We start from the raw sequence: 16,271 nt of genomic DNA, 5'->3' as shown, positions 1-16,271 counted from the left end.
ATCACTTAAGTAGAGGATCATGCAGCGCGTCTTCGAAGCCCTATCCAGTCAGATTCGCCGGAAAATTCTGGCCTACCTCGCTCACACCGACCTGACCGCCGGTGAGATCGCGGCGCGGTTCGAGATTTCGAAGCCAGCCGTCTCGCAACACCTGACAGTCTTGGAGAATGCGGGTCTGGTTACCAGCGAGAAGCGGGGTCAGTTCGTTCATTACAGCCTAGTGGCCGACCACTTGGCCAACACCTTGAGCGCCTACGCACAAGAGGTCTGTCCGGTTTCCAAACCGCTGAAGGCCGAGAGCGCGGCCTTGGCGAAGACCCGAGGGTCTTAGTCCTTCTATTCGGCCGCCGGCCGCCGGCTGCCGCTCCGCGAACACGGCTGGCTGTCTCTGGTCGTCGGAATTGAGGCAAACGAAAAGGGCCAGCGTTTCCACTGGCCCTCATCATCTTGGATTGTCGCCGCGATCAGGCGGCGGCTTCGGCCAGCTTGGCCTTGACCTGGCGCTTGATGCGCTGGGCGGTCAGCGACAGCTGCTCGTCATTGGCCTTGACGATGAAGGGGTCCAAGCCGCCCTTGAAGTCGAGCGTGCGCAGCGCGGCGTTGGAGATGCGCAGCGAGAAGGTCTGGCCCAGAGCCTCGGACGTCACCTTGACCTTCTTCAGCGACGGCAGGAAGCGGCGCTTGGTCTTGATGTTCGAGTGGCTGACCGAGTGGCCGACCATCGGGCCGACGCCGGTGAGTTCGCAACGACGAGACATCGTCAGATCCTTAGAGGCAGGCGCCCCCGATCCGGGGCGCAAGAAACGAAAGCGCGCGGAAGGACGCCCTCCGCGCGAGAGGGCGCCGTATAGGGCAAGGGCCGCGCCGACGTCAAGGCTCTGTCGCGTGTCGGGGGAGCCGGTTCATGTGTCGTTCAATCGCCGTGTTTCATTGCCTAGACTGCCCGGACGTTCCGGGGGAATGAGACCGCCATGACCATGCCGAACCTTCTGATCCGCACCTTGGCCGTCGCCGCGCCGGCGATCGCGGGTGCTGCGTTGCTGGCCGCGCCGGCATCCTCGCCTCAGGCCCAGGCGTCGGCGACCGAGGTGCTGCCGGGATACTGGGAATACACGACCAGCGCCGTGGGCATCCGCGACACCGAGCAGAAATGCGTGCGGCCCAGCGAGATCAACCGCTTCTTCGGCGGCCTGTCCACGCGGCGCTGGCAGTGCACCTATCCGGTGCGCGAGGTCGGCAACGGCCGCACGCGGTTCGAGGGGACCTGCACGGATCGGCGGGGACGGCGGGTGAACGTGCGGCTCACCGGCACCTATCAGCCAGAATCGTTCCGCTTCACCGGCGGGGCGCAGCTGGCGCGGGGCACGCCCTATCTGCCGGCGTCAATCACGGCGCGGCGGATATCGGCCCAGTGCCCGGCGAACGCGGAGTATTTCTGAGACCTAGACCCGGCAGGCTCGGATTTCGGCGCGTCGGTTCAGCGGTTCTCTGATTCGGGGACCCGTCGGTACAGCAGGATTGGATGCGTCCTCGCTGCTCATCTGAAACGTAAACGCCGCCCGCGCCGACCAACGCTGGAAAGCCGCCTGAACGGCAGCGACCCGCCGGTCAGCCAGGGATGGGTCTCCCGCGGCAGCTTCGGCCATGTCGATGTGACCGACGACCTCGACATGTATCGGTCCGCCTGCAAGGGCGTTGAACTGGGCGTCGATGGTTTCCATCGCCGACTGGTCCAGACGGTCCTGCCCAAAGGTGAAGTAGACGGTTATCTCGCTGCACGTTCCGCTGGTTGCCAGCGGGCGTCGCTGCTGACCGGCTTCAGCAGGGCCGGGTAGGGTCAGCGACAGCATCAGCACAGCGACGAGGGTCGACGTCGTTCTTGGGTGCATGGTGTCCTCCACCACCTTGGTCGCAATTGGAAACGCCCGCCGCAAGGGCGGGCGCTCCCGGTGTCGGAAATCGTCAGCCGATCAGGCCGCTTCGGCTTCTTCCGCTTCCTCGGCCACGGGCTGGTTGGCCTTCTTGGCGCTGAGGGACTTGCCGAGCAGGGCCACGGCCGCGTCCTTGTCGATGCGGTTGGCGGCGGCGACCTCGCGGGCCATGCGGTCCAGCGCCGATTCATAGAGCTGGCGCTCCGAATAGGACTGTTCCGGCTGGGTCTCGGCGCGGTGCAGGTCGCGGACGACCTCGGCGATCGAGATCAGGTCGCCCGAGTTGATCTTGGCCTCGTATTCCTGGGCGCGACGCGACCACATGGTGCGCTTGATGCGGGCGCGACCCTTCAGCACCGTCAGGGCCTTGGACACGGTGTCCTCGGCGGCCAGGGTGCGCAGGCCGGCGGTCTTGGCCTTCTTGGTCGGGACGCGCAGGGTCATCTTCTCGTGGTCGAAGGTCACGACGTAGACCTCCAGCGACATGCCCGCGACTTCCTGGGTCTCGATGGCCGCGACCTTGCCGACGCCGTGCGCCGGATAGACGACGGCGTCGCCAACCTTGAATTCCAGACCGGTCTTGTTCGTCATGTCATTCCTTTCCCGGACGCAGGGAAAGGGTGAGGCGAAGGCGCGACGACAATTGCGCTCGGAGCCCGGCGAGCGGATCGCCGGCGCCCAAAGATCAATCAGTCAAACGCGGAAACGGATCACCCAACCTCTGGCCGACCCCGTCTTCATGGACAGGGTTCTGTCGCAAACGCGGGCGGTGCGCAGAAAACGCAGACCGCCCGACCCAATGTGAGGAACATATCACAAAAATGCGGAATTTCAAAACGTCAGCGCGCGAGCGGTGACTCGGGCCGAAATTCCGACCCCAGGGCCGAGACGGCGGATCAGGAGCCCTTGCCGGGTTTCTCGGAGAAGTATTTCTCGAACTTGCCGGTCTCGCGCTCGTACTGCTCCCGGTCGGCGGGCGGCGTGCCCTTGACCGTGATGTTGGGCCAGACGCGGGCGTACTGGGCGTTGACCTGGAGCCACTTGCCGTCCGGCTCGTCCTCGGTGTCGGGCTTGATGGCGTCGACGGGGCATTCCGGCTCGCAGACGCCGCAGTCGATGCATTCGTCGGGCGCGATGACGAGGAAGTTCTCGCCCTCGTAGAAGCAGTCCACGGGGCAGACCTCGACGCAGTCCATGAACTTACATTTCACGCAGGCGTCGGTGACGATGTAGGTCATGGGCGGGCGGGTCGGTCCTTGAGGCTCAGCGGCTTCGCAGATGGCCGGGCGCGGGCGGGCTGTCAACCGAGCGGGGCTAAACGTCGCCGTCGGCGGGGCTGTCGAGCGCGAGATCGACATAGAGGGCGCGGGCCTCGGGCGCGGGGCCGCGCCGGTCGCCCAGCGCCTCGATTCGCAGGGTGGTGACGCGGCCGTTCCGCGCGAAGGTCAGGAGGTCGCCGGGGTGGACCGAGCGGCTGGGCTTGTCGAGGCGGGTCTGCAGGCCGTTGTGGGTCAGGCGGACGGCGCCGGTCTCGACGAAGGCGGCGGCGAGCGAGCGAGTCCTGGCGAAGCGGGCGCGCCACAGCCAGACGTCGATGCGGCAGGCCTCCATCGTCATGCGGGGCCTGTGTCCGGGGCGGGGGCCTGGGCGTAGGCGGCGGACAGGCGGCGGTAGGCGGGCGAGTTGAAGGCCAGGATCGTGGTCACGACGCCCATCAGGCCCGCGATGGTGAAGACCAGCGCCATCGCCCGCGCCGGTCCCGTGCCGAACCAGCCGCCGATGGCCTGGGCTCCGGCCCCGTCGGTCATGAAGGGGATCACGATGAACTGCGTCAACGGGCCGATGAGGAAGGCGGTCAGGGGCGAGGCGGCCTGCTCCACCGACTGGGCGAAGCCGAAGACGCGGCCCTGGCGTTCATAGGGGACGACCTTCTGCAAAGTGGTCTGTTCGGCCGCCTCGGCCACGGGGGTGATAAAGAACCAGACGAAGCAGCCGACGCCGAGCAGCCAGATCCAGGGCTGGGTCGTGAAGAGGGCCGCCGAGGTCCAGGCCATCAGGTTGACGAGCATGAGGGTCCGCAGCGGCTTCCTGCCCAGACCGAAGCGGGAGACCGCCAGGCCGGACAGGATGAAGCCGGTGGAGACGCAGCCCAGCAGCAGGCCCCACTGCTGCACCGGCATCATGGACAAGGCGTAGGCGTCCAGCTGGGCCATGAAGACGCCGCCGAGGAAGTTGTTGAAGGTGGCGAACAGGATCAGGGCGAACAGGCCGGGGACGGCGCCCACGACCTTCAGCGTGCCGGCGAGGTCTATTCTGCGATCCGGGCGGGCGTCGGGGTCGGTCGCGGCGCTGTCGGAGGCGGCCACGCGCACATGGGCGGGCAGGCGGATGGCGACGAGATGGAGGATCAGCAGAAGGGTCGCCGCCACGGCTACCGACAGCGCCCCGACCATGCCGCTGAAGCCGACCAGAAGGCCCGAGATGACCGAGGTCGTCAGAAAGCCGACGCCGGTGGCCATGCCGACCAGGCCGTTGGCGCGGTCGCGGCGATCCTCGGGCACCAGGGCCGTGACCAGGGTGGGCAGGGTGATGTTGCGGACATTGCCCGCGATGACGCCCAGCATGACCAGGCCGATCAGGATCCACAGCTGGGGCCGGGCGACGTCGCCGAACGCCTCCTGAGGCGTCGCCAGCAGCAAGGCGAGGGAGGCGATGTAGAAGGTCAGCGAGGTCAGGCTGGACGCCAGCATGACGCGCGTCTTGGGATAGTGGTCCACCAGGCTGCCGAACCAGACCGCCAGACCCGCGGTCAGGACCAGAAACAGACCGGCGATCATGCCGGTGGCGAACACCGAGCGGGTCTCGAGAAACACCCAGAAGGTGATGGCGAACCAGACGGTGTAGTTAACGATGCCCGCGACCGCGTTGTTGGCCAACAGGTTGTAGAAGGCCCGCATGGGGCTGGGCTCGGCCATCAACGGTCTCAGGCGCGCTTGGCGGGCTTGCGGCGCGGGCGCCTTCGCCTGGCCGGAGTGGGCGGCGCGGTCAAGGCGGCGAGCGCGGCGAAGGGCGAATCCTTGACCGGGCGCGAGGCTTTATCGGGTCGGTCGGGTTGCTGGGCGCGGGGGGTGCGCAGAGCCGTCAGCACGGTCTTGAGCTCGGCGGCGGACCAGCCGAGGTCGGCCAGCGCCGCGTCGGACAGGTCGGCCTTGCCCGCTTCGCGCTTGAGCTCGGCGAGGCGTTCCAGGATTTCGACCGGGATGGCGAAGCGGGCCACGGCGCGAAGCCCCTGGGCGGAGAGGGCGCGCGGGCTGGGCGGGGGCTCGGGCAGGAGGCTGAGGCCGGCCTCGCGGAGCGCGAGGGGCGGACCGGCGAAGGCCTGGGCGAGGGCGCGGGCGCGGGGCTTGAGCGCGCCGGGCAGCCAGACGGAGTGATGGCCGACGCGGACGGCGAAGGTCTTGAGCGTGCGACGCTCGGCCTGGCTCAGCGCGGCGAGGTCGCGCTCGACGTCGCGGCGGTCCAGCACGCCGCCGGCCTCGACGAGGCGGAAGGCCAGGCCGCGGGGCAGGCCCGTCAGGGTACCGTTTTCGATGGCGGTCCGGAGGCGGCGGAGGTCACGCAGAGCGCGGCCGGCCTCGGAGGACAGGTAGGCCTCGATGCGACGCTGGGCGCGGTCGCGGGCGGCCTGGGGGCCGAGGTCCCCGATCAGGCGGATGCGCGGGCTGAAGGGATCGCCGCCGACGATGCGGGCGGCGAGCGCGCCCTGCCACAGGACGTCGCCGTTCGGCGTGATCGAAAAGGCCGCGTCGGCGTCGGCGGCGAGGCGGCCGAGGCGGCGGGCGATCTCGGGGCCGACGGCACGGAGGGCGGCGGTTTTCAGGGTGCGGTCGGCGAGGGCGGAGCCTCCAGCGGAAGGGGCGAAGCGGACGCCCTCCAGATGGCCCACGGTCTCGCCATCGACGGTGACGACGCCGTCGCCCGCGACCTCGGCGAGCGTCGCCTCGCGGTCGTGCAGGGAGCGCATCAGGGCGGTGGTCTTGCGGTCGACGAAGCGGGCGGTCAGGCGTTCGTGCAGAACGTCGGACAGGCGGTCCTCCAGCGCGCGGGTCTTCTCGCGCCAGGCCTTGGCGTCGGCGACCCAGTCGGGACGGTTGGCGATGTAGGACAGGGTCCGCACGCCCGCGAGCCGGGCCGAGAGCTGGTCGATCTGGCCGTCGTCGCGGTCGACCTCGGCGAAGCGCGGGGCGAACCAGTCGTCGGTCAGGCGGCCGCGCGAACTGGTCAGGGCGCGGAAGACGTCGCGCGACAGACGGGCGTGCTCGTCCAGCGTCGTCTTCTGGAAGTCGGGCAGCTGGCAGGCCTCCCACAGGCGCATGATGGTCCCGCGCGAGCGGCCGACCTTTTTGATGTCCTCATCCAGCAGGGCGCGGCGCAGCAGGGTCTCGTCCAGCGCCTGTCCGGTCAGCTTCAGGCCCGGCACGCCCGGCGTCTGAACGAGCGAGCGCAAGAGGTCGGGCAGGCTGTCGAAGTCGAGGCGGGCGTTCCTCCACTCGATGGCCTGGACCGGGTTGAAGCGGTGGTCGACGACCTGGCCCACAAGGTCTTCGTCCAGCTCTTCGGCCTCGCCCGTGACGCCGAAGGTGCCGTCGCGGATGTGGCGGCCGGCGCGGCCGGCGATCTGGGCGATTTCGTGGGCGTGGAGCCAGCGGGTGCGGCGGCCGTCGAACTTGCGCAGGCCCGCGAAGGCGACATGGTCCACGTCCATGTTCAGGCCCATGCCGATGGCGTCGGTGGCGACCAGGAAGTCGACCTCGCCCGACTGGAACAGGGCGACCTGGGCGTTGCGGGTGCGGGGCGACAGGCTGCCCATGACGACGGCGGCGCCGCCCCTCTGGCGGCGGATCAGCTCGGCGATGGCGTAGACCTGTTCGGTCGAGAAGGCGACGATGGCCGAACGGCGGGGCAGGCGGGTCAGCTTCTTGGAGCCGGCATAGGTCAGGCTGGACAGGCGTTCGCGGCTGACGATCTCCACGTCGGGGATCAGGCGGCGGATCAGGGGGGCCATCGTCCCGGCCCCCAGGAACATGGTCTCGAACCGGCCCCGAGCGTGCAGCAGGCGGCTGGTGAAGACGTGGCCGCGCTCGGGGTCGGCGGCCAGCTGGATCTCGTCGATGGCGAGGAATTCGACGTCCCGTTCCATCGGCATGGCCTCGACCGTGCAGACGAAATAGGCAGGGCGCGCCGGGATGATCTTCTCCTCGCCGGTGATCAGGGCGACCGAGTTCTGGCCCCGGGCGCGGACGATCCGCTCATAAACCTCGCGCGCCAGCAGCCGCAGCGGCAGGCCGATCATGCCGGACGCATGGCCCAGCATCCGCTCGACCGCCAGATGGGTCTTGCCGGTGTTGGTCGGCCCCAGCACCGCGACGACGCGGGAGGGAGCCTGGCCGGTCGGGCGGTCGCTCATGATGGGAAGAAGGTGGCGATTCGCCGGAGGTTCCTCAAGCGCGGCTGATCAGCCCGCCTGGACCGCCGCCCCGATCAGGGCGGCGTTGGCGGCGATGTAGACGCCGGTGCCCGCGAAGAAGAACCCCTTGTCCCAGCGCCGCACCCGGGCTGGGCCCCAGCCGTTGCGGGTCAGGAAGGTCCAGGCCGTGGCCGCCGCGATGGCAAGGACCGCGAGGAACAGCGCCATCAGATGGATGTTGTCCATCAGGCTGAGCCCGTTGGTCTCGCCCACGACCTCTTCGACCGCGCGCATGTTGAGGACGATGGCGAACAGCACGCCCGCCAGCAGGCCGAGGCGGGGGCTGAGATACTTGCCCTCCTCGTCGTGCATCAGGAAGGTCAGGAGGGTGAGCGCCGAGGCGATGTAGAGCGGCGCGACCAGCTTCCAGAAGGTCCAGAGATTGGACCGTTCGATGTCGATGACGACCTCCATATGCGGATAGAGGGTCTGCTGATCGTCCGGCAGGGTCGGGTCGCCAAACGCGGTGCCATAGACCTCCTCGCGGCTCTCGACCGCGAAACGGGTGATGGTCCAGCCGTCGAGCCGCAGATTGCGCGAGACGGTCGAGCGGCGGTCGTCGGCGATGTATTGAAGCGTAGATGCGGTGTCGTAGGAATCCTCGACGATCATGCGCAGGGTGTGACGGTCGAAGGGGTAGCTGCGGACGTCGAAGTTCTGGCGATAGACGCCGGTGATCTTCCTTTGCGACCACAGGCCGAAGTCGGTCGCGTCCGCGTATTCGAGGGACTGGGTCTGCTCCTGGGCGTTGATCCATTCGGCCGACTGCAGCGCGTTCTTCTCGCCGGTGCAGACGCTCCAGGCCCAGACGTCGGCGCCGAAGCGGTGCGAGCGGGTGTCGATGTCGTAGAGGTCCGACAGATAGACGCCGACCGAGCAGACGGTCTGGGGCGGGCGTTCGGATGTGTCGCCTTCCTGGGCCTGGGCGGGGGCAACCCCGATCCACAGCAGCATCGCCAGAAGGAACGCCTTGATACGCATGCAGACCCCCGCCCTACGCCTGCGGACTGTTCCGTGCCCGGACGGGATAGGCAAGCCTCAGGCCGCCCGGCGCGACAAGGCGGTACGGGCCGCGAGATAGAGCAGCAGACCGAACGGCCCGGCCATGAGGATGAAGAACAGGCAGGGCAGCAGCACCCAGTGCGGCAGACCTCGCTTGCCGGCATCTTCCGTGGCCCAGGCGCCGACCCAGAGGTCGAAAGCCAGGTAGTGGACCCAGCCGACCAGCACGGCCTCCGGCCGGGCGAAGGCGGCAGTGAGCCCCGCCAGCGTCGTCAGGTCGCCTTCGAACCCGCCGCCGATCAGGGACCGGATCAGCAGAACCGCATAGGTCACAGCCAGACCGACGCCGATGACACGCGCCGCCGCGATTGCGAGAAGGCGGCGGACCGGGGCCAGCGCCAGGATGATCCAGCCGACCAAGGCGACCGCGTTGGCGACGCTGAACAGGGTCTCGGGGCTCATGGCGGCGGCTCCTGAAGACGAGGCTTAACGCGAGCGGGCAGACCGGCGGAACAGGGGCGAAACGAATCAGGACCGAATCACCGACACGGCCCGATTCGCGATCTGTTCACCCCAAGATATTGTATCTCAAGCATGATTAACCACAACGTCGAAGGCCGGGTTGGCGGTGATTTCGCCCGACGGCTTTTCGGCGTGGATGCGAACCGCTAGGGGAGCCCCCGACGGCCCCGTAGCTCAGCTGCATAGAGCAAGGCTTTCCTAAAGCCGAGGTCGCAGGTTGGAGTCCTGCCGGGGTCGCCATCATCCGTCAGCCGCAGGCCCGATCATGTCCGACACGCCCCCCGACCGCCTCTCGGTCAATCCGTCCAGCCCCTTCTACGACGCCGACGTGCTCGCGCGCGGCGTGGGCGTGCGGTTCAAGGGCGAGGAGAAGACCAACGTCGACGAGTACTGCGTCTCCGAAGGCTGGGTGCGCCTCGCGGCCGGCAAGGCCGTCGACCGCAAGGGCAACCAGCTGACGATCAAGCTGCAGGGAACGGTCGAGCCGTACTTCCAGAACAGCGAGATCGCTTCGGAGAGCTGACACGGCTTCACCGGCGTGACGCGGGTCGATAGGGTCTGCGCGTTCCTGATCCGGAGTTCCGCATGTCGCTCGTCCTTCGTCGCGTCTCTTCTCTTGCGTTTGCCGCCGCGCTTCTGGCCGGCCCAGCCGCCGCTCAAGACGCCCGGACAATCGCCGAGGCGGAGCAGCTGCGCGATCGAGCGCTCCAAGCGAACGTTGCCTATGGCCTGGTCTCGGAGCTGACGACGCGGTTCGGGCCGCGCCTTGCGGGCTCGGAGTCTGAGCAGGCCTCCGCGCGCTGGGGCGCCGAGACGTTTCGGGCGATGGGCTTTGACAACGTCTCGATCGAGACCTTTCCACTGGCGCTCTGGGAGCGCGGCGAGGCGCGGGTCGAGATCCTGTCGCCCTTTCCCCAGCCGCTGACGGTGGTGTCGCTGGGCGGCTCCATCGCCACGCCTGCCGACGGGATTGAAGGCGAGGCGGTCATCTTCGAGACCTATCAGCAACTGCTGGACCAGCCGGAAGGGTCTCTCACCGGCAAGATCGCCGTGGTGCTGCAGGACACGGTCCAGGCCCAGGACGGCCGGGGTTATGGCGCGACCTCGCCGATCCGGGGCGCAGGGCCGACCGAGGCCGCCCGGCGCGGGGCGGTGGCCTATGTGCTGCGTTCGCTGGGCACCCACGACCATCGCTTCGCCCACACCGGCGCGACGCGGGTGGGGGAGGGGACGATCCCCGCCTTCGCCATGAGCCCGCCGGACGCCGACCAACTGCGCCGCCTGATCCGCCTGACCGACGAGCCGGTGCGTATGCGGCTGTTCTCCTCCGCCGGTTTCACCCGCCAGAGCGAGAGCCAGAACGTCATCGGCGAGGTTCGCGGCCGCGAGGAGCCGGACGAGGTCATCGTCATCGGCGGCCATCTGGACAGCTGGGACCTGGGCACGGGCGCCATCGACGACGGCGCGGGTGTGGCCATCACCGCCGCCGCCCTGAAGCTGATCGAGGACATGCCGCGCCAGCCGCGGCGTACCATCCGCGTCGTCTGGTGGGGCTCCGAAGAAGTGTCCCAGCCGCCGCCCTCGCAAGGACTGGCCGGCGCCCGCCACTATGCCGAGACGCGCCGCGACCAGATGGCGAACCACGTCGCCATTTCCGAAAGCGACTTCGGCGCCGGGCCGATCTACAGCCTGGGCCTGCCGGCCGCGACGCCAGCGGAGTTCCGTCAGGCCGCGCTGCGGGTCTTGACGCCGCTGGGCATCCTGAACGATCCGGTGCCCGCGACCGGCGGTGGGCCCGACACCTGGCCGACCGTGGCGCTGGGCGTGCCGGCGTTCCGCCTGAACCAGGACGGCACCGACTATTTCGACACCCATCACACCGCTGACGATGTGCTGGATCGGATCGACCCGGAGGCGATGACCCAGAACGTCGCCGCCTGGGCCGCCTTCTTGTGGCTGTTGGCAGATTCGGACGTCGATCTCCGACCAGCGCAATGAGACAGCCGCGAGCGTGGCGAAACTGGTAGACGCAAGGGACTTAAAATCCCTCGACCTCGGTCATGCGGGTTCGATCCCCGCCGCTCGCACCATCCCGTCCGATCGGAGACCGGCTTGACGCTCGACCTGCCGCTTCTGCCCGATCGGACCTGCGGGGAATGCGTGGAGTGCTGCCGCTTCATTCCGCTGGATTTGCCCGAACTCGCCAAGCCCACGGGCATGCTGTGTGGGTATTGCATGGAGGGCGCAGGGTGCGCCGTCCATGCCATCCGGCCGCAGACCTGCCGCACCTGGTTCTGCGTCTGGCGCGTGGTCGAGCTGTCCGACGACTGGCGGCCCGACCGCAGCGGAATCATCGTCCGGCCCGATGGGCTGACCACCGGTGAGATCACCCTCTATGTGGTGCGCGAGACCGACTTCCTGCGATCCGACACCTTCTTCGACACGTTGGTCTCATGGCGGGAGCAAGGGCTGTCGCTGGCGCTCAGCGTACCCGGCCCGGTCGGGACGCTGCCGGTCCGGGCGGTCGTGACCGACTATCTGACAGCGGCCTTGGCGGGGGGCGACCGACCGATGTTCGACCTGCTGCTGGCCAATGTTCTGATCAGCTTGGCGAGACACGCTTTTGAACCGGACGGCATCGAGCCCCGCTTCGCCGTTCCCGGGGCACCGCCGGTCGCGCTGTAACCGGCCATAACTTCCTGTTTCCCGGAAGGCAGCGGGCTTACCTCCGTTGGCGTTCATTGGCACAACGGGCTCGGGAAACGCACCGGACGAACCAATGATCAGAGCTCGACGCGCGCGCATCGTCGCCACCCTGGGCCCCGCGAGCCGCTCGCCCGGCACGGTCAAGGCCCTGGCCCAGGCTGGGGTCGACGTCTTTCGTCTGAACTTCAGCCACGGCAGCCACGAAGATCACGAGGCGGCGCTGAAGGCCGTGCGCGGGGCCGAGATCGCGCTCAAGCGCCCGCTGGGCGTGCTGGCGGACCTGCAGGGTCCGAAGCTGCGGCTGGGCAAGTTCGCTGAGACCGCCATCGCGGTGAAGCCCGGCCACACCATGCGCTTCGACCTCGACCCGACACTCGGCGACGCCACCCGGGTGCAGATGCCGCATCCCGAGATTTTCAGGGCGTTGCGCACCGGCATGGCGCTGCTGATTGACGATGGCCGGGTGCGCCTACGCGTGGGCGAACGTACCGATGAATGGGCCGAGGTCACGGTCGAGAGCGGGACCAAGCTGTCGGACCGCAAGGGCGTGGCCGTGCCCGACGCCGTCATCCCAGTCTCCGCCCTGACGCCCAAGGACCGCGAAGACCTGAACTTCGCCCTGCGGCTCGGCGTCGACTGGGTGGCGCTGAGCTTCGTGCAGAAGGCCGAGGACATGGCCGAGCTGAAGTCGATCGTGAAGGGTCGCGCCGCCTGCTTGGCCAAGATCGAGAAGCCCCAGGCGCTCGACGCGCTCGACAGCATTCTGGACTACTGCGACGGCGTCATGGTCGCGCGCGGCGACCTCGGCGTGGAGATGCACCCGGAAGAGGTGCCGGTCGCCCAGAAGACCATCATCCGCGCCGCCCGCCAGCGCGGCGTGCCCGTGATCGTGGCGACCCAGATGCTGGAGTCCATGACGTCGTCGCCCGCGCCCACGCGCGCCGAGGCGTCCGACGTGGCCAACGCCGTCTATGAGGGCGCCGACGCCCTGATGCTGTCGGCCGAGACGGCGTCAGGCGACTATCCACTGGAGGCGGTCGGCATCATGAACCGGATCATGGAGCGGATCGAAAGCGATCCCCTGTGGCCCAGCCTGATGGACGCCGAGCACGCCGGCATGGAGGGCTTCGACGCCGATGCGCTGGTGGCGGCGGCGAGGAAGGCCGGAGAGGCGTCGTCGACCGGCTGCATCGTGGTGTTCACGACGCTGGGCGGCACGGCGCGCCGGATGTCGCGCGAGCGGCCGATCCAGCCGGTGCTGGCGCTCACGCCCAAGCCGGAGACGGCGCGGCGGCTGGCGCTGGTCTGGGGGCTGGAGCCGCGCCTGGGCAAGGAGCCGACGTCGCTGGAAGACGTCACCGACGACGCGGTGGCGTCGGCGATGGAGTACGGCCTCGCCGAACCCGGCCAGCGCATCCTGATCCTGGCCGGTACGCCGTTCGGGGCGCCGGGGGCTGCGAATCTGCTCCGCCTGGCCCATGCTCCGGCGAAGAAGGGGCGGCGCTAGGGCTGCTTCTGCGGCCGCGTCATGATCAAATACCTCGGCTCCAAGCGCGCGCTGATCGATCCGATCACCGAGGCGGTGCGCGCCCTGCTGCCGAACGGCGGGCGGGTGTGCGATCTGTTCTCCGGAACCGCGCGGGTCGGTCATGCCCTGAAGGCGCGAGGATACGAGGTCTGGTCCAATGATCTGAACGCCTACGCCCACACCCTCGCCACGACCTATGTCCAGGCCGACGCCGATCGGTGGTCCGCTCCCGCCGAGCGACTGATCGCCGACCTGAACGCCACGCTGCCTGCGCCGGGCTGGTTCACGAAGGCCTTCTGCGAGGACGCGCGCTACTTCACGCCCGAGAACGGCGCCCGGATCGAGGCGATCCGAAACCGCATCGCCACCCTGTCGCTGGAGCCAGAGCTGGAGGCCATCGCGCTGACGGCGCTCATGGAAGCGGCCGACCGCGTGGATTCCACGGCCGGCGTCCAGATGGCCTACATGAAGGCGTGGGCGACCCGGGCGCTGAAGCCGCTCTACCTGCGCCTGCCCGCGCTTCTGCCCGGCTCGGGCCGCGCCACCCGCGCCGACGCGGTCGAAATCTCGCCGGAGGTCGAGGCCGACCTCGTCTACCTCGACCCGCCCTACAACCAGCACTCCTACCTGGGGAACTACCACGTCTGGGAGAGCCTGGTGCTGTGGGACGAGCCCGAGACCTATGGGGTGGCCAACAAGCGCATCGACGTCCGCACGAGGAAGAGCGCCTTCAACTCCCGCCCCGGCATCGGCCCGGCGCTGAGTGCCGTGATCGAGGCCGTGCGGGCGCCGCACCTGATCGTGTCGTTCAACGACGAAGGCTATCTGAGCCGTGATCAGCTGGTCGAGATGCTGTCCGTGCGCGGTCCGGTGCGGGTCATCGAGATCCCGCGCCCGCGCTACGTTGGCGCCCGGATCGGCATCCACAATCCGAAAGGGGAGAAGGTCGGCACCGTCGGGCGGCTGAGGAACCTCGAGTATCTGTTCGTGGTGTCGGAGGCTGCGGCGTCGCTGGCCGCTTGACGAGCGGGGGAACGCGGGCGTCAATCTGTCGTTAAGGCGACATGGACGCGCTCGACATGACTTCGACCAACGACTTTGGCCGCCGCCCGCAAGGCGTCAGGACCGCCATCGAGGCCTATCAGGCCGCCGCCTGGCGCGCACCCGCCGCGACCCGCTTCGACAGCCGTCCGGCCAATGATTTCGCGGCGAACGACTTCCTGTCCCGCGCCGATCTGATCGCGCCTCAGTCTACGCCCGGCCCGGTGCAGATGGAGCCCATGCCGCGCTGGCTGGTGGTAGCGATCGGCGGTGTGATCTCGGCGATCATGGGCGCCCTGCTGGGCGGAGCGCTGGCCGTCTACTGATCCAGCAGAGCCCGGATTGGCGCCCAGCCGCGCCGGTGAATGGGGCAAGGGCCGAGCGTCCTGAGCGCCTCCTGATGCACCGGCGCGTTGTAGCCCTTGTGACCGGCGAAGCCGTATCCGGGATAGACGGCGTCCATCTCGATCATCAGCCGGTCCCGCGCCGTCTTGGCCAGGATCGACGCCGCCGCGATGGACAGGCTCAAGCCATCCCCGCCGACCACCGTCTCCACATCGCACGGCAGCTTGAAGCGGTAGTTTCCGTCCACCAGCGCCGCGACCGGCTGGATCGCCATCGCCTCGATCGCTCGGCACATGGCCAGCCCCGTGGCGTGCAGGATGTTGAGCGCATCGATCTCCTCCACCGAGGCGAAGCCAACGCCCCAGGCCATGGCGTTGGCCTTGATCTCGCCCTCCAGCGCGTCCCGGCGCTTCGCGTTCAAGGCTTTGGAATCGTTGATGCCGTAAGGCAGTCGGTCGGGCGACAGGATCACCGCCGCCGCCGACACCGGCCCGGCCCACGGCCCCCGCCCGGCCTCGTCCACGCCGCAGACAGGTCCGCCGACCTTCTGGCTCAGCAGGGTCTCCAGCGTCAGGGTCGGAATCATCCGGGCTAGGGTCACTGGCCGCCAATATCTCTCGGGGAACGGAACAGAAAGCCAATCCAATCAGTCTGGAAATTTTTGGGATGCGGTGAGCGACCGGAACGAGTTCCAACTCCTAGCAACGACACAGCCGATCCTAATCAGCCCTGTTGACGGCCTTGAATGCATCCACCAAAGCCAGAACTCCACCCGAGACAAAAAACAAGCACGAAACTATCAGCATATAGGCGTCTCCCTCCTGATCGTTTGATCGAGAGAAGGAAACTGCGAAAACAAATGACAATAAATATAAAATTACTCTTGGACTTCGTATCAATAGATAGTGTTTATTTGTTTCGTTGCGGCCCTCCTTATAGAAGGTTTTTACATTGACGAGGACCAGCCAGTCAGAAACTGCATAGGTCAAGATAAAGAAGGCTGCTGTTATCAATGCGTCCATGGGCGGCAGGTCCCAATTTCTGTGTTATCGGCCCATAGCCAGCACCTCGTCGCAGCGGAAGCAGGTCTGGACGTGGTCGTTGACCATGCCCGTCGCCTGCATGAAGGCGTAGGTGATCACCGGCCCGCAGAAGCCGAAACCGCGCGCCTTCAGGGCCTTGGACATCTCGACCGAGACCGGCGTCTGGGCCGGAACTCCGGCCATCGTCTCGGGCGTGTTCTGGATCGGCCGGCCGTCGACGAAGCCCCACAGCCAGCCGGAAAAGTCCTCGCCCCGCTCGCGCATGTCGCACCAGACCCGCGCGCCCCGGATCGCCGCGTCGATCTTGGCCCCCGACCGCACGATGGCCGGATCGGCCATCAGCCTCGCCCGCTCCGCCTCGCCGTAGCGGGCGACCTTTTCGGGATCGAAGCCGTCGAACGCCGCCCGGAACGCCTGGCGCTTCCTCAGGATGGTGATCCACGCCAGCCCGGCCTGGAACCCGTCCAGCACCAGCTTCTCCCACAGGGCGCGGGCGTCGTACTCGGGCACCCCCCACTCGGTATCGTGATAGGCGACATACAGCGGATCGGTCCCGCACCAGGCGCAGCGCGAATCGGTCATGCCGACAGCTTAGCGCCCGATACGGTTCGCGCGACCGGCCTCGC

The 16,271-nt window shown here is 68.0% G+C and carries 19 protein-coding genes and 2 tRNA genes; 10 read left to right on the top strand and 11 right to left on the bottom strand.

From position 1 onward, the window contains the following. Window positions 1-19: 19 nt before the first annotated feature. Window positions 20-331, top strand: a complete 312-nt coding sequence (locus tag Q333_RS0105480) for a metalloregulator ArsR/SmtB family transcription factor (RefSeq protein WP_029415739.1) — start codon at window positions 20-22, stop codon at window positions 329-331. Window positions 332-464: 133 nt separating this feature from the next. Here Q333_RS0105480 and rpmB read toward each other — a convergent pair whose 3' ends face one another. Then, complete coding sequence (gene rpmB / locus Q333_RS0105475) at window positions 465-758, bottom strand: 50S ribosomal protein L28 (RefSeq protein WP_029415738.1); 294 nt, start codon at window positions 756-758, stop codon at window positions 465-467. 213 nt (window positions 759-971) lie between these two features. Here rpmB and Q333_RS0105470 point away from each other — a divergent pair, with 213 nt between their 5' ends. Beyond that, window positions 972-1,439, top strand: a complete 468-nt coding sequence (locus Q333_RS0105470) for a DUF3617 domain-containing protein (RefSeq protein WP_029415737.1) — start codon at window positions 972-974, stop codon at window positions 1,437-1,439. Between the two features lie 3 nt (window positions 1,440-1,442). Here Q333_RS0105470 and Q333_RS0105465 read toward each other — a convergent pair whose 3' ends face one another. The 8 genes from Q333_RS0105465 to Q333_RS0105430 form a co-directional block, all read right to left on the bottom strand. Continuing rightward, on the bottom strand, window positions 1,443-1,850 hold the full coding sequence (locus tag Q333_RS0105465; RefSeq protein WP_162175576.1) for an OmpA family protein: 408 nt from the start codon (window positions 1,848-1,850) through the stop codon (window positions 1,443-1,445). Between the two features lie 120 nt (window positions 1,851-1,970). Beyond that, complete coding sequence (locus Q333_RS0105460; protein ID WP_029415735.1) at window positions 1,971-2,522, bottom strand: CarD family transcriptional regulator; 552 nt, start codon at window positions 2,520-2,522, stop codon at window positions 1,971-1,973. Window positions 2,523-2,827: 305 nt separating this feature from the next. Then, window positions 2,828-3,169: a ferredoxin FdxA gene (gene fdxA, locus Q333_RS0105455; RefSeq protein WP_029415734.1), complete on the bottom strand. Its 342-nt coding sequence runs from the start codon at window positions 3,167-3,169 to the stop codon at window positions 2,828-2,830. 76 nt (window positions 3,170-3,245) lie between these two features. Then, window positions 3,246-3,548: an RNA-binding S4 domain-containing protein gene (locus Q333_RS0105450; protein WP_029415733.1), complete on the bottom strand. Its 303-nt coding sequence runs from the start codon at window positions 3,546-3,548 to the stop codon at window positions 3,246-3,248. Beyond that, window positions 3,545-4,906 (bottom strand): MFS transporter, encoded by a 1,362-nt coding sequence (locus Q333_RS0105445; protein ID WP_245591487.1) that lies wholly within the window; start codon window positions 4,904-4,906, stop codon window positions 3,545-3,547. Before Q333_RS0105445 ends, Q333_RS0105450 begins: the two co-directional genes overlap by 4 nt. Before the next feature lie 8 nt (window positions 4,907-4,914). Then, the gene (locus tag Q333_RS0105440) at window positions 4,915-7,398 is read right to left on the bottom strand and encodes a helicase-related protein (RefSeq protein ID WP_029415731.1); all 2,484 of its coding nucleotides are present in this window, start codon (window positions 7,396-7,398) and stop codon (window positions 4,915-4,917) included. Between the two features lie 48 nt (window positions 7,399-7,446). Continuing rightward, the gene (locus Q333_RS0105435; RefSeq protein ID WP_029415730.1) at window positions 7,447-8,439 is read right to left on the bottom strand and encodes a ligand-gated ion channel; all 993 of its coding nucleotides are present in this window, start codon (window positions 8,437-8,439) and stop codon (window positions 7,447-7,449) included. A 57-nt stretch (window positions 8,440-8,496) separates the two neighbouring features. Then, window positions 8,497-8,922 carry an ABA4-like family protein gene (locus Q333_RS0105430; protein ID WP_029415729.1) on the bottom strand — a complete coding sequence of 142 codons (426 nt, stop codon included), beginning with the start codon at window positions 8,920-8,922 and terminating at the stop codon, window positions 8,497-8,499. 223 nt (window positions 8,923-9,145) lie between these two features. On the opposite strand from Q333_RS0105430, the gene Q333_RS0105425 reads away from it, so the two are divergent. The 8 genes from Q333_RS0105425 (at window position 9,146) to Q333_RS0105390 (ending at window position 14,583) form a co-directional block, all read left to right on the top strand. Beyond that, window positions 9,146-9,222: transfer RNA gene (locus Q333_RS0105425), tRNA-Arg, on the top strand. A gap of 25 nt (window positions 9,223-9,247) precedes the next feature. Next, entirely contained in the window at window positions 9,248-9,505 is a 258-nt protein-coding gene (locus tag Q333_RS0105420; protein ID WP_029415728.1) for a DUF3297 family protein, read from the top strand. A 62-nt stretch (window positions 9,506-9,567) separates the two neighbouring features. Then, window positions 9,568-10,980 carry a M20/M25/M40 family metallo-hydrolase gene (locus tag Q333_RS0105415; RefSeq protein WP_029415727.1) on the top strand — a complete coding sequence of 471 codons (1,413 nt, stop codon included), beginning with the start codon at window positions 9,568-9,570 and terminating at the stop codon, window positions 10,978-10,980. A gap of 7 nt (window positions 10,981-10,987) precedes the next feature. Further along, window positions 10,988-11,072: transfer RNA gene (locus Q333_RS0105410), tRNA-Leu, on the top strand. Between the two features lie 22 nt (window positions 11,073-11,094). Then, the gene (locus Q333_RS0105405) at window positions 11,095-11,667 is read left to right on the top strand and encodes a hypothetical protein (RefSeq protein WP_029415726.1); all 573 of its coding nucleotides are present in this window, start codon (window positions 11,095-11,097) and stop codon (window positions 11,665-11,667) included. Between the two features lie 94 nt (window positions 11,668-11,761). Beyond that, window positions 11,762-13,195 (top strand): pyruvate kinase, encoded by a 1,434-nt coding sequence (gene pyk, locus Q333_RS0105400; protein ID WP_029415725.1) that lies wholly within the window; start codon window positions 11,762-11,764, stop codon window positions 13,193-13,195. Between the two features lie 21 nt (window positions 13,196-13,216). Further along, window positions 13,217-14,239, top strand: coding sequence for a DNA adenine methylase (locus Q333_RS0105395; protein ID WP_029415724.1), 1,023 nt, complete (start codon window positions 13,217-13,219; stop codon window positions 14,237-14,239). A gap of 56 nt (window positions 14,240-14,295) precedes the next feature. After that, entirely contained in the window at window positions 14,296-14,583 is a 288-nt protein-coding gene (locus Q333_RS0105390; RefSeq protein WP_157072377.1) for a hypothetical protein, read from the top strand. Here Q333_RS0105390 and Q333_RS0105385 read toward each other — a convergent pair. Then, window positions 14,577-15,188 (bottom strand): ribonuclease HII, encoded by a 612-nt coding sequence (locus tag Q333_RS0105385; protein WP_029415722.1) that lies wholly within the window; start codon window positions 15,186-15,188, stop codon window positions 14,577-14,579. The genes Q333_RS0105390 and Q333_RS0105385 overlap by 7 nt on opposite strands. A gap of 460 nt (window positions 15,189-15,648) precedes the next feature. Further along, complete coding sequence (locus Q333_RS0105380) at window positions 15,649-16,227, bottom strand: DNA-3-methyladenine glycosylase I (RefSeq protein WP_029415721.1); 579 nt, start codon at window positions 16,225-16,227, stop codon at window positions 15,649-15,651. Between the last annotated feature and the right edge of the window lie 44 nt (window positions 16,228-16,271).

Origin of the sequence: Brevundimonas bacteroides DSM 4726 (assembly GCF_000701445.1) — a bacterium.
Lineage (GTDB): Bacteria > Pseudomonadota > Alphaproteobacteria > Caulobacterales > Caulobacteraceae > Brevundimonas > Brevundimonas bacteroides.
Note: the sequence above shows the minus strand (reverse complement) of the source record. Positions and strands in the feature narration are given on the sequence as shown.

Bases quoted from the DNA above. Each gene is read 5' to 3' on its own strand.
- Q333_RS0105480 (WP_029415739.1), top strand. From the start codon at position 20: ATGCAGCGCGTCTTCGAAGCCCTATCCAGTCAGATTCGCCGGAAAATT.
- rpmB (WP_029415738.1), bottom strand. From the start codon at position 758: ATGTCTCGTCGTTGCGAACTCACCGGCGTCGGCCCGATGGTCGGCCAC.
- Q333_RS0105470 (WP_029415737.1), top strand. From the start codon at position 972: ATGACCATGCCGAACCTTCTGATCCGCACCTTGGCCGTCGCCGCGCCG.
- Q333_RS0105465 (WP_162175576.1), bottom strand. From the start codon at position 1,850: ATGCTGTCGCTGACCCTACCCGGCCCTGCTGAAGCCGGTCAGCAGCGA.
- Q333_RS0105460 (WP_029415735.1), bottom strand. From the start codon at position 2,522: ATGACGAACAAGACCGGTCTGGAATTCAAGGTTGGCGACGCCGTCGTC.
- fdxA (WP_029415734.1), bottom strand. From the start codon at position 3,169: ATGACCTACATCGTCACCGACGCCTGCGTGAAATGTAAGTTCATGGAC.
- Q333_RS0105450 (WP_029415733.1), bottom strand. From the start codon at position 3,548: ATGACGATGGAGGCCTGCCGCATCGACGTCTGGCTGTGGCGCGCCCGC.
- Q333_RS0105445 (WP_245591487.1), bottom strand. From the start codon at position 4,906: ATGGCCGAGCCCAGCCCCATGCGGGCCTTCTACAACCTGTTGGCCAAC.
- Q333_RS0105440 (WP_029415731.1), bottom strand. From the start codon at position 7,398: ATGAGCGACCGCCCGACCGGCCAGGCTCCCTCCCGCGTCGTCGCGGTG.
- Q333_RS0105435 (WP_029415730.1), bottom strand. From the start codon at position 8,439: ATGCGTATCAAGGCGTTCCTTCTGGCGATGCTGCTGTGGATCGGGGTT.
- Q333_RS0105430 (WP_029415729.1), bottom strand. From the start codon at position 8,922: ATGAGCCCCGAGACCCTGTTCAGCGTCGCCAACGCGGTCGCCTTGGTC.
- Q333_RS0105420 (WP_029415728.1), top strand. From the start codon at position 9,248: ATGTCCGACACGCCCCCCGACCGCCTCTCGGTCAATCCGTCCAGCCCC.
- Q333_RS0105415 (WP_029415727.1), top strand. From the start codon at position 9,568: ATGTCGCTCGTCCTTCGTCGCGTCTCTTCTCTTGCGTTTGCCGCCGCG.
- pyk (WP_029415725.1), top strand. From the start codon at position 11,762: ATGATCAGAGCTCGACGCGCGCGCATCGTCGCCACCCTGGGCCCCGCG.
- Q333_RS0105395 (WP_029415724.1), top strand. From the start codon at position 13,217: ATGATCAAATACCTCGGCTCCAAGCGCGCGCTGATCGATCCGATCACC.
- Q333_RS0105390 (WP_157072377.1), top strand. From the start codon at position 14,296: ATGACTTCGACCAACGACTTTGGCCGCCGCCCGCAAGGCGTCAGGACC.
- Q333_RS0105385 (WP_029415722.1), bottom strand. From the start codon at position 15,188: ATGATTCCGACCCTGACGCTGGAGACCCTGCTGAGCCAGAAGGTCGGC.
- Q333_RS0105380 (WP_029415721.1), bottom strand. From the start codon at position 16,227: ATGACCGATTCGCGCTGCGCCTGGTGCGGGACCGATCCGCTGTATGTC.